Origin of the sequence: Dactylosporangium sp. CA-152071, assembly GCF_050936335.1 — a bacterium.
In the GTDB taxonomy this organism is placed as follows: domain Bacteria; phylum Actinomycetota; class Actinomycetes; order Mycobacteriales; family Micromonosporaceae; genus Dactylosporangium; species Dactylosporangium maewongense.
The window spans coordinates 2,448,638-2,459,486 of sequence record NZ_JBNJMZ010000002.1; the positions used below are offsets into that span (position 1 = coordinate 2,448,638).

The window sequence follows — 10,849 nt, forward strand, 5'->3', positions numbered from 1 at the left end:
CGCCAGGAGGCGAACATGACGGACGCCCGGTTGTCCCGCCGCTCCGCGCTCAAAGGCCTCGCCGCCGCGTCCGCGCTCCTCGGAGCGCCCACGTTCCTCGCCGCCTGCGGCGATGACGACGACGGCAAGGCGCCCGACTCCGGCGCCCCCACGGACCCGATCACGTTCGGGTCCAACTACTCCGACGACGCCACCAAGCAGGCGTTCGCGGCGCTGTGCGCGGCCGCGACGTCGGCGACGAAGGTGCCGATCACGGTCAACACCACCGACCACAACACGTTCCAGAACAACATCAGCAGCTACCTGCAGGGCACGCCGGACTCCCTGGCGACCTGGTTCGCCGGCTACCGGCTGCAGTTCTTCGCCGCGCAGGGGCTGCTCACGCCGATCGACGACGTGTGGGAGAAGATCGGCGGCACGTTCAACGACGCGGCGCGCAGCCTGTCGAAAGGCATCGACGGGCACTACTACCTGGTGCCGCTGTACAACTACCCGTGGGTCGTCTTCTACAACAAGAGCGTCTTCGCCGCGAAGGGCTACCAGGTCCCCACGACCTGGGACGCGTTCATCGCGCTGTGCCAGAAGATGAAGACCGACGGCCTCGTGCCGATCGCGTTCGCGGAGAAGGACGGCTGGCCGGCGCTGGGCACGTTCGACATCCTCAACCTGCGCATCAACGGCTACGACTTCCACATGCGGCTGATGAAGCACGAGGTGCCGTGGACCGATCCGAAGGTCGCGGCGGTGTTCGACCAGTGGCGGCAGCTCATGCCGTACGTGCAGAACGGCGCCAACGGGCGCACCTGGCAGGACGCGGCCAAGACCCTGGAGAACAAGCAGGCCGGCATGATGTTCCAGGGCTCCAACCAGGTCGCCGCGAACTACTCCCCCGCGAACCTCGCCGACCTGGACTTCTTCCCCTACCCCGCGATCAACCCCGAGCACGGCCAGTACTACATGGACGCCCCGACCGACGGCTTCATCCTGCCGAAGAAGGGCAGGAACTCGGCCGCCGCGAAGGTCGTCCTGCAGTACATCGGCACCCCCGAGGCGGAGACCAGCTTCCTGCAGAACGACCACTGGGACGTCGGGCTCGCCAACGGTCTGGTCGCGCCGACCTACAACGAGATCCAGAAGAAGTCCGTCGCGGAGATCGCCAAGTGCAAGAACGTGTCGCAGTTCATGGACCGCGACACGGTCCCCGACATGGCCACCGCGATGATCAAGCTGATCCAGACGTTCATCGACGACCCGAGCCCGGGCACGGTCACCTCCATCCTGAAGAGCGCCGAGGACCAGGCCAAGACGATCTTCACCAAGTGAAGCGCCGGCGCCTGCTCACCCGCCGCGACGTCGCGGTCGTCGCGGTCATGCTCGGCATCCCGCTGCTGCTGGAGGCGTTCCTCATCTGGGGGCCGGCCCTGGCGTCGGTGGGGCTGTCGTTCACGAAGTGGACCGGCGTCGGCGGGGTGCAGTTGCAGTCCTGCGACTCGCTGCCGTCGGCGCCGGGCATCCCGCAGCCCGGTTGCCTGTACGGCGTCCGCAACTACGAGCAGGCGTTCACCACGTACCCCGACTTCTGGCCGGCCGTGCGGCACAACATCATCTGGCTGCTCGTGTTCGTGTGCTTCGCGACGCCGCTCGGGATGCTCTTCGCCGTCGTCATCGACCGGGGCATCCGCGGCTCCAGGATCTACCAGAGCATCCTGTTCCTGCCCGTGATGCTCTCCCTCGCCCTCATCGGGATCATCTGGGAGCTCATCTACTCACCGAACTTCGGCCTGGTGAACTCGCTGCTGCACCGTACCGGCGACGACAACCTCATCGACTGGCTCGGCGACCCGTCCCTCAACCTCTGGGCCCTGCTCGTCGAGGCCAGCTGGCGGCAGGCCGGCTACGTCATGATCCTCTACCTCGCCGGGCTGAAGGCGGTGGACCCAGCCCTACGCGAGGCCGCGCTCATGGACGGCGCGTCGGCCTGGCAGACCTTCTGGCGGGTCGTCTTCCCCGCCATGCGCCCCATCAACATCGTGGTCATGGTGGTGACGGTGATCGAGTCGCTGCGCGCCTTCGACCTCGTGTACATCACCTCCGGCGGCAACCCGTTGAAGGGCCTCGAACTGCTGTCCGTCGCCGTCACCCAGAACATCGTCGGCGAGACCCAACGCATCGGCTTCGGCTCCACCCTCGGCGTCATCCTGCTCGTCATCTCGCTCGTGCCGATCACGCTGTTCCTGTACCAGGCGTTCCGCCGCGAGGAGGCCCGCTCATGACCCGCCGCCCGTGGCGCGTGGCGTCCCAGGCGTTCATGCTCGTGATGATCGCGCTGTGGCTGACGCCGATCCTGTTCGCGCTGTACGTGGCGCTGCGGCCGATCGCCGACACCAACGCGCACGGCTACGTCTCGCTGCCGTCCGGCCTGACGCTGTCCAACTTCCGCGCCGCGTGGACCCAGTCCGACATGTGGCGCTTCTTCCTCAACTCGCTGATCGTCACGGTGCCGGCCGTGGTGCTGACCCTGTTGCTGGCCTCGTCGTTCGCCTACGTCGTGGCCCGGCTGCGGCTGCGCTGGAACATCGCCCTGCTCATCCTGTTCACCGCCGGCAACCTGCTGCCGCAGCAGGTCATCATCACGCCGCTGTTCCGCCTGTACCTCGCCATCCCGCTCCCGCACTGGGTCAGCGAGAGCGGCCTGATGTACAACTCCTACCTCGGACTCATCGCCATCAACGTCGCGTTCCAGCTCGGCTTCTGCGTCTTCGTCCTCAGCAACTACATGAAGACCCTGCCGCACGAGCTCGACGAGGCCGCCGTCGTCGACGGCGCGAGCGTCTGGACCCGGTTCTGGCGGCTCACCCTCCCCCTGTGCCGCCCCGCCCTCGCCGCCCTGGCGACGCTGCTCACCACCTGGATCTACAACGACTTCTTCTGGGCCATCACCCTCATCTCCACCGGCGACAAACGACCCGTCACCTCCGCCCTGGCCAACCTCCAGGGCCAGTTCGTCGCCAACCAGAACATGATCGCGGCGGCCGCCCTCATCGCCGCGATCCCGACCCTGATCGTCTACGTGGCCCTGCAGAAGCACTTCATCGCCGGCCTGTCCCTGGGCTCCACCAAGGGCTGAGCGCCGCTCATCCCTCCCCGACGAAGGTCGCCAGGGGCGACACTCGGGTCGCGCTCTCGTAGCCCGGCTTGAACGGGACGGTCCCGAGCCCGTTCGCATCGGGCCCGTTGTAGACGTGCAGCCCGACGCCGTCCGTGACGATCCACAGGCCGGACGTCACCCAGCCGGCGAAGGCGTGCCACGGCAACGGGTCGACGTTGAAATCCACGTCGTCACCACCCCGGAAGCACGGGGACTCGGTCACCGCGATCTCCGTCACCACCCGGCCGACGACCGCCGCGAGCGGCTCCGGCGCCGACGGCCGCCACTCGTGCGGGCGCCCGATGACCTCGGGACCGACCGCGAGATCGATCGTGTCCCAGGTCACGGACAGGCCGTCCCAGGCCTGCCAGGCGAGCTCCAGCTGCGTCCCGTCGTCGATGACCAGCACGAGCGGGATGTCCTCGAACCACCGGTCACGCTCGGCGTCCCAGCCGGTCCAGCCGGCGGTCACCCGCCGGCCGGCCAGCGCGAGCAGCCGGTCCCGTTGCCGGTCCAGCTGCACCCGCGCACGCGCGAAGTCCGACCGCCAGCCGGACATCTTCAGGTCCCACGGCGTGTCGTCGCAGTCGTCCATGCCGGCATCCTCCCGCACGCATCGACCCACCTGATCACGAAACGGCGAAGAGCGGGCCACAGGTCGGGCCCGCTCTTCGCCGCGCCATTAGGCGGTGGTCGTGGCCAGTTCCTTGGGCTCGGCCGGCAGGTGGTCCTGGGCCTTGCCCTCGACGTGCAGCTCGGGCAGAAGGCGGCCGAGCCAGGCCGGCATCCACCAGTTGACGCGGCCGAGGATGTGCATCGCCGCCGGGACGAGCAGGAGGCGGACGACCGTCGCGTCGAGGAGGATCGCGGACGCCATGCCCACGCCGATGACCTTCAGGACCAGGTCGGGGCTGGGGATGAAGGCGGCGAACACCGCGATCATGATGGCGGCCGCGGCGGTGATGACACGGCCGGTGCCGGCGAGGCCGTCGGTGACGGCTCGGGCGTTTTCGCCGGTGCGGGTCCAGACCTCGCGCATGCGGCTGACGAGGAAGACCTCGTAGTCCATCGAGAGGCCGAACAGGACGGCGAACATCAGCACCGGCACGAACGCCGGCAGCGGCGTCTCGGTGTCGATGCCGACCAGCTTGCCGGCCCAGCCGCCCTGCAGGACGAGGGCGACCACGCCGTACGCGGCGGCGACCGACAGCAGGTTCATCACCGCCGCCTTCAGCGCCACCGCGACGCTGCGGAACGACACCAGGAGCAGCAGCATCGACAGCAGGACCACGCCGCCGATGAGCAGCGGGATCCGCCGGGCGATGTTGGCGGTGCTGTCGATCGCGGTGGCCGTCATCCCGCCGACGTGGACGTCGGCGCCGGTGCCGGCGACCGTCTGCGGCAGGATGTCGCGGAGCCGCTCGACGAGGTCCTCGGTGCGGGAGTCCTGCGGGCCGGTGCGCGGCAGCACCGTGATGACCGCGGCGGTGCCGTCCTGGTTGACCTGCGCGGGCATCGCGGCGGCCACCCCGTTGACGCCGGGGAGGGCGGCGGCGAGCTTGTCCAGCGCCGTGGTGTCGCCGGGGTGGGTCAGCTCGACGGCGAGCACGAGCGGGCCGTTGGCGCCCGGGCCGAAGCCCTCGGCGACCATGTCGTAGGCCTGGCGGGTGGTGGTCTCGGCGCGGTTGTTGCCCGCGTCCGGGAAGCCGAACCGGACGCCGAGGAACGGCGCGGCGAGCGCGAGCAGGATCGCCACGCCGAGGAACGCCGAGACGAAGCGGTGCCGCTGGATCAGCCCGCTCCAGCGCAGCCAGCCCTTGCCGGGCTCGACGTGCCCGCCGGCGGCGACCGTCACGGCACCCTGGCGCAGCAGCGGCAGGCGCAGCTTGTCGACGTGCCGGCCGAGGTACCCCAGCAGCGCCGGGAACAGGGTGACGCTCGCGACCAGCGTGACGAGGACGCCGAGGATCGTGACGAGCGCCGCGCCGCGCATGAACGACAGGCCCATCGCGAACAGGCCGAGCATGCTGACGATGACCGTGCTGCCGGCGACCATCACGGAGCGGCCGGCGGTGTCGAGCGTCGCGACGGTCGCCGCCTCGGGGTCGAGGCCGGCGGCGCGCCACTCGCGGAAGCGGGTGACCATCAGCAGCACGTAGTCGATGCCGATGCCGATGCCCATCATGGTCGCCAGCGACGTGGACCAGTCGGGCGCGTCGACGAAGCGGATGAGGACCCCGGTCAGCGTGGCGCTGACGGCGAGCCCGGCGACGGCGACCAGGACCGGCAGGCCGGCGGCGATCACGGAGCCGAACATCAGCAGCAGGATGACGATGGCGGCGGCGAGGCCGATCCCCTCGGAGCCGATCTCGCCCTGCTCGGCGCGCTGGATGCTCTGCCCGCCGAGCGCGACCGTCAGCCCGGCGCGGCTCGCCTCGGTGGCGATGTCCATCAGGCGCTGGCTGTCCTCGACCGGCATGTCGTCGGGGTTGACCACGTCGAGGCGCAGGTCGGCGACCGCGGTCCGGCCGTCCTGCGAGATCCCGCCGGGCGCGGCGAACGGGTCGGCGACGCCTGCGACGTGGGGCGCGGCCGCGAGCTTCGCCAGGAGCGCCTGCACGTCGCCCTTCACGCCGGCGACGCCGTTGTCGGCCCGGACGACGACCGCGACGGTCGCGCCGGACTGGCTGGTGAAGCGCTCCTCGAGCAGCCGCGTCGCGGCCTTGGAGTCGGAGCCGGGCGCGGAGTAGTCGGCGGCGAAGTCGCCGCCGAAGAAGTTGGACAGCGCGAACGCCGCGGCGAGCGCGACGACCCACGCGACGACGGTCCGGCCACGCCGCCGGTACGCCACCCGGGCGAGCCGCCCGAGCGGGCCGAGCGCTGGGTTCGGGAGGTCGGTCATGATCCCTGCCTTCAGCAGTGAATGGGCGTCAGTTGCGTTATGCCTATTAACCAACATGACGACCCGTCGCTTGTCAAGCGCCTTCACTTCTGTAACGATGATTAACGGAACGGTCATCAGGAGGACTCATGAACACACCCCGGCGGGAGAAGGCGCGCGCGGCGACCATCGACGAGATCAAGCACACCGCCCTCACCCACATGCGGGAGCAGGGCACCGTCGACATCCGCTTCGCCGACATCGCCCGGGCCATGGAGATGACGCCGCCGGCGCTCTACCGCTACTTCGCCGACCGGGACGAGCTGCTCAGCGCCCTCATCGCCGACGCGTACGACGACCTCGGCCGCTGCGTCGCCGAGGCCCGCGACGCGGTTCCCTCCGACGACGTCGGCGGCCGGTTCATGGCGGTCGCCGGCTCGTACCGTCAATGGGCCCGGCAGGATCCGCAGCGCTTCGCCCTCATCCTCGGCATGCCCCTGCCCGGCTACGCCGCCCCCGTCGACGGCCCCACCACCGAGGCCGCCCAGCGGGCGATGTCACAGCTGTCGTCGCTCTTCCTCGAAGCCCAGGCGCAGGGCGTGCTCGGGCGCCCCCGGCTGCGCGACGTGCACCCCGCCATCGCCGCGTGCGCCGAGCAGAAGCACCAGCAGTCGGGTGTACCGGTCCCGGCGGAGACCTTCCAGGCCATGCTGCACGCCTGGTCGTCACTGCACGGCTTCGCCGCCCTGGAGGCCTACGGCCACTTCGACTGGATCACCGAGGAGGGCCGCGACGCCCTCTTCGACGGCCACGCCCGCCTCACCGCCGAGACCGCCGGCCTCCCCGCCCCCAGGACCCTCTGAGCTGGACGGTCTCCGACAGCGAACCTGACGCGGGCGGCGGGTGGGTCAGCCGGCGACGCGGCGGCCGCGGGTGACGGCGGCGGTGACGAGGCCGGCGAGGGCGAGAGCGCCGAGGCCCAGCAGGGCGAGGACGCCGGGCCGGGTCCGCCGGCCGTCGCGGGTTTCGGCGGTGGCCGTGACGACGGCGGTGTCAGTTGTACCGTTCGGCAGGCCGAGCAGGGCGCCGAAGCCGTCGGTGGCGCCGTGGTGCTGGCCCGCTGTGCCGGCCTGGGCGGTGTCGCGGCCCTTGTCGGTGCCGGGGAGCCGGCGTGTCGAGTCCTGTGTGGTCCGGTGCTGCGCGGCGCGGCTCGCGTCCTGCGCGGCGCGGTTCGGGGTCCGGGCGGCGGCGTTCGAACCCGGCACGGCACCGTTCGCGGTCTGCGTCGCGCCGGTCGCGCCCTGGGCAGCGCTCTGGGTCGTGCCGGTCGCGCCCTGGGCGGCGGTCTGCGTCGTGCCGGTCCCGCCCTGGGCGGCGGCTTGCGTCGTGCCGGTCCCGCCCTGGGCGGCGGCCTGGGTCGTGCCCGTGCCCTGAGCAGCGGTCTGGCTCGTGCCGGTCGCGCCATGGGAAGCGGTCCGGGGCGTGCCGGTCGCGGTCTGTGCGGCGGGCCGGGTGGCGGGGTTCGTGTGGGCCGCGCCGGTCGAGGCCGGGGCGGCCTGGTGCGGGTCGCGGGCGGGTTCGGTGGCCGGCGCCTTGGCGGGGGTCGTCTGGGCGGCGGCGGGGGCTCCGACCGTGGCCGGGGCGGACAGGGCACTCAGGACCGAGCTGCGGGCGCCGGAGTCCGGGACGGCGATGGCGCGGACCGTGAACGAGTACGTCGCGCCCTGCGTCAGCGCCGGCACGACGCAGCTCGTCGCGGCGCTGGTCCTGGTGCGGCAGGTCTTGGTGGCGTCCTCGATCGCGGTGACCTCGAAGTGGTCGACGATGCCGGTCTCGCCGATGTTGACCTTCCACGAGACCTTCAGCGACGAAGGGGACTGGGCGGTGACCGTGACCACGGTCGGGGCGGCGGCCACCTGCTGCACGGGGGTCGACAGGGCGGCGGCGCCGGGGGCGGACGGGTTGCCCGCGGGGGCCTTGCGCGGCGGCTTCGCGGCCGGCTTGTGCGCGGCCTTGCGAGGCTTGGCCTTGGCCTTCGTGGCAGGCTTCGAGGCGGCCTTGGTGGTGGTGCCGGCCTTCGCGGGCGCCTTCGGGTTCGGGGCGGCGGGGAGCTTGCCGGCCTTGCGGTCGTTGACCTCCCGGTCGCCGCCGGTCGCGTGTACGCCGTGGCTGCGCACCTCGGTGCCGCCGTCCGGGCTCGGGCGGTTGAACTGGCCGGGACCAGCGAACGCCGTGCCCCCGGTCGCGCCGACGACGACGATGCCCACGGCCGCCAGCGCGAGGCCGGCCCGGGCGGCGCGGGCGGCCTGAACGGCCCGGGCGGCACGGAAAGCGCGGACGGCACGGCGAGCGGGGCGCGGCACGGATCTGGTCACCACGGTAACGGTCCCCTCTGGAGCATTCTGGACAAATGCCTACCGAAGGTAATGTAGCGACTACTCGGCGTGTCCGGGCGACATTCGCCGGTGGTGCTGTGACAGTTGATCGGATCCGGGGTGATCGGCCGATCCGGGCGGTGGCGGCCCGGCGATACGCTGCCGCCGTGACCATGCCCCCCGATGACCGGCGGCCACCCGCACCCTGGTCCCCGCCACCGGGTCCGCAGCCCTGGACACCCCCGCCGCCGCAGCAGCAGGCGCAGCCCCATCCGTACCCGCCGCCGCACCACCTGCCGCGGCGGGGCAACCCGCCCCGGGGCGGGGGCCTCCTGCCCTGGGTCGTCGGCGCGGCGATCCTCGGCGTCCTCGCACTTCTCGTCGGCGCCGCCGTCATCGTGGTCCGCCTCGCGAGTGACGATGGCGACGACCCGTCCGTGGCGGCGCCCCCGGCGACCACCGCGACCACCGCGACCACCGCGGCGGCGACGCCGGCGACGGGCGAGACCGTGCCGCCACGGCTGCCGGAGCGGCCCGAGACGTCGACGCCGCCGGCGCTGCCGGAGCTGGCGACCCGGCCGGTGACCGAGGAGGGCACGCTCAGGTCCGGGACCACGGGCGCCGCCACCGCGGTCACGTTCGTCAACACGCGCAAGGACGCGGTCACCGTCCACTGGCTCGACTTCGACGGCAAACGCGTGCGCTACCAGCAGATGCCGCACGACACGTCGTACACCCAGCAGACGTACGCGAGCCACGCGTGGCTGGTCTGCGGCTACGACGAGACGCCGCTGCTCATCGTCGTCGCCGCCGCGCAGCCGGGGCTGGTCACGATCCGGTAGCGGCGGCAACCCGGGCCGCGCCCCGGCGGTCCTCACCAGCATGAGACGCATCGGACTCGGACTGCTGGCGGTGGCCCTGCTCTCCGGCTGCGGCGGCGACCCAGCCGCGACACCAAACGGGGCACCGCCTGCGGCACCGTCGACGGAAGCGTCCGCGCCGCAGGCGGCGCCGAGCCCGACGGACCGGCGCTGCGCCGACCCCGAGCTCAACGACAAGCAGGTCGCGTTCCCGGGCAACGGCGGCTTCCTGACCGGCGTGCTGCTCGGCGCGGCCACGAGCAGGACCGTGCTCGTCCTCGCGCCGCAGGCCAGTGCCGACGCGTGCTCCTGGCTGTCCTGGGCCAGGCAGGAGGCCGCCGCCGGCTACCGCGTCCTCGCCCTCGACTTCGCCGGCGAGGGCCGCTCCCAGCGCGGCGACGGGAGCAAGCCGTCCGCCGACGTCCTGCGGGCCGTCGCGTACACGCGAACCCTCGGTATCGAGAAGGTCGTCCTCATCGGCGCGTCCCGCGGCGGCACCGCCTCCCTCGTCGCGGCGGCCGCCGCCGAGCCGCCGGTGACCGCCGCGGTGAGCCTGTCGGCGCCCGCCACCTACGCGGGCGAGGACGCCGCCGCCGCGGCCGCCCGGATCGCCGTGCCCGTCCTGTACGTCGCGGCCACCGGCGAGACCTCGTTCGCCGCCGACGCGCAGACGATGTACGGCGCGACCACCGACCCGCGCCGCCGCATCGCCCTCGTCCCGGGCCGGCTGCACGGCACGTCGCTGCTCACCGTCACCGCCGACGGCACCGCCGAGGCCACCGCGGCCGTCACCGAGTTCCTGAAGGCCAACGCGGCTCCCTAGTTGTCCCGGGTGGGTGGGATCAGCTGACCCATGCGGCCCGGGACACCGGACCGGCACGCTCACTGGCATGACGAACTCAACCGTGCCGGACCGCTCCGCGGCGGCCGTACAGACATACACCGCGCCCCGCCGGGGCTGGGCGCTCACCGGCGCCGTCGGCGGGCTCGCCGGCGCCGTCGGCATCTTCCTCGGCGCGGACCTGACCGCCGACGTCGGCGACGGCATCAAGGACAACGCGCAGCTCGTCGCGGCGATCGTCGCGCACCGCGACCTCGTCTGGGTGTACCAGGTGAGCAGCGTGATCGCCGCCGTGAGCCTGATCGTGTTCGCGGCCGGGCTGCGCCGGCACCTCGCCGTGCAGGAGCCCGCCGGCAGCCTCGTGCCCGGGATCGCGGCCGCCGGGGTGGGGCTCGTCGCCGTGGCCGCGTTCATCGGCGGCGGCATCTGCACCGAGCTGTACTGGGCGCTCGGCGAACCCGACCGCTGGGACCCCGACACGATCGCCGCGCTGGTCGAGGTCTACAACACGATCGGCTGGCTGTGGGCGGGCGCCGGGCTCGCCGCCGCCGCGGTCGCCGTCGGCGGGTTCCGGCACGGCTCGGCCAGCAGGTGGCTGGCGGGTGCCAGCGCCGTCCTCGCGCTGCTCGTGGCCGCGACGCAGGCGTTCCCGGTGCAGTACGCGTCGCTGTTCCCCGGCGCGCTGTGGGTCCTCGTCGCGGGCCTGGGGTTCGGGCTCCGGAAAGCTCGTTAAGGTCGGTAGGC

10 protein-coding genes are annotated in these 10,849 nt (G+C 72.3%); 7 read left to right on the top strand and 3 right to left on the bottom strand.

The features are described 5' to 3' along the window. Positions 1-15: 15 nt before the first annotated feature. The 3 genes from ACQEVZ_RS51105 to ACQEVZ_RS51115 are packed head-to-tail and all read left to right on the top strand — an operon-like array spanning position 16 to position 3,127. Positions 16-1,323, top strand: coding sequence for an ABC transporter substrate-binding protein (locus ACQEVZ_RS51105; protein ID WP_354904120.1), 1,308 nt, complete (start codon positions 16-18; stop codon positions 1,321-1,323). Further along, positions 1,320-2,273, top strand: coding sequence for a carbohydrate ABC transporter permease (locus ACQEVZ_RS51110; RefSeq protein ID WP_433382613.1), 954 nt, complete (start codon positions 1,320-1,322; stop codon positions 2,271-2,273). The genes ACQEVZ_RS51105 and ACQEVZ_RS51110 overlap by 4 nt, the downstream gene beginning before the upstream one ends. Next, positions 2,270-3,127 (top strand): carbohydrate ABC transporter permease, encoded by an 858-nt coding sequence (locus tag ACQEVZ_RS51115; RefSeq protein WP_433382615.1) that lies wholly within the window; start codon positions 2,270-2,272, stop codon positions 3,125-3,127. Before ACQEVZ_RS51110 ends, ACQEVZ_RS51115 begins: the two co-directional genes overlap by 4 nt. A gap of 7 nt (positions 3,128-3,134) precedes the next feature. Here the strand turns inward: ACQEVZ_RS51115 and ACQEVZ_RS51120 are convergent, their stop codons facing one another. Continuing rightward, positions 3,135-3,743, bottom strand: coding sequence for a hypothetical protein (locus tag ACQEVZ_RS51120; RefSeq protein WP_433382617.1), 609 nt, complete (start codon positions 3,741-3,743; stop codon positions 3,135-3,137). A gap of 87 nt (positions 3,744-3,830) precedes the next feature. Beyond that, positions 3,831-6,050, bottom strand: coding sequence for an MMPL family transporter (locus ACQEVZ_RS51125; protein ID WP_433382619.1), 2,220 nt, complete (start codon positions 6,048-6,050; stop codon positions 3,831-3,833). 128 nt (positions 6,051-6,178) lie between these two features. Here ACQEVZ_RS51125 and ACQEVZ_RS51130 point away from each other — a divergent pair, with 128 nt between their 5' ends. Continuing rightward, the gene (locus ACQEVZ_RS51130; protein WP_433382621.1) at positions 6,179-6,892 is read left to right on the top strand and encodes a TetR/AcrR family transcriptional regulator; all 714 of its coding nucleotides are present in this window, start codon (positions 6,179-6,181) and stop codon (positions 6,890-6,892) included. Positions 6,893-6,937: 45 nt separating this feature from the next. Here the strand turns inward: ACQEVZ_RS51130 and ACQEVZ_RS51135 are convergent, their stop codons facing one another. Then, the gene (locus ACQEVZ_RS51135; protein ID WP_433382623.1) at positions 6,938-8,404 is read right to left on the bottom strand and encodes a fibronectin type III domain-containing protein; all 1,467 of its coding nucleotides are present in this window, start codon (positions 8,402-8,404) and stop codon (positions 6,938-6,940) included. A 173-nt stretch (positions 8,405-8,577) separates the two neighbouring features. Here ACQEVZ_RS51135 and ACQEVZ_RS51140 point away from each other — a divergent pair, with 173 nt between their 5' ends. From ACQEVZ_RS51140 to ACQEVZ_RS51150, 3 genes are all read left to right on the top strand, one after another. Continuing rightward, the gene (locus ACQEVZ_RS51140; RefSeq protein ID WP_433386140.1) at positions 8,578-9,246 is read left to right on the top strand and encodes a hypothetical protein; all 669 of its coding nucleotides are present in this window, start codon (positions 8,578-8,580) and stop codon (positions 9,244-9,246) included. A gap of 40 nt (positions 9,247-9,286) precedes the next feature. Then, positions 9,287-10,087: an alpha/beta hydrolase gene (locus ACQEVZ_RS51145; RefSeq protein WP_433382625.1), complete on the top strand. Its 801-nt coding sequence runs from the start codon at positions 9,287-9,289 to the stop codon at positions 10,085-10,087. Between the two features lie 67 nt (positions 10,088-10,154). Next, complete coding sequence (locus tag ACQEVZ_RS51150; protein WP_433382627.1) at positions 10,155-10,838, top strand: hypothetical protein; 684 nt, start codon at positions 10,155-10,157, stop codon at positions 10,836-10,838. The last annotated feature ends 11 nt before the right edge of the window (positions 10,839-10,849 follow it).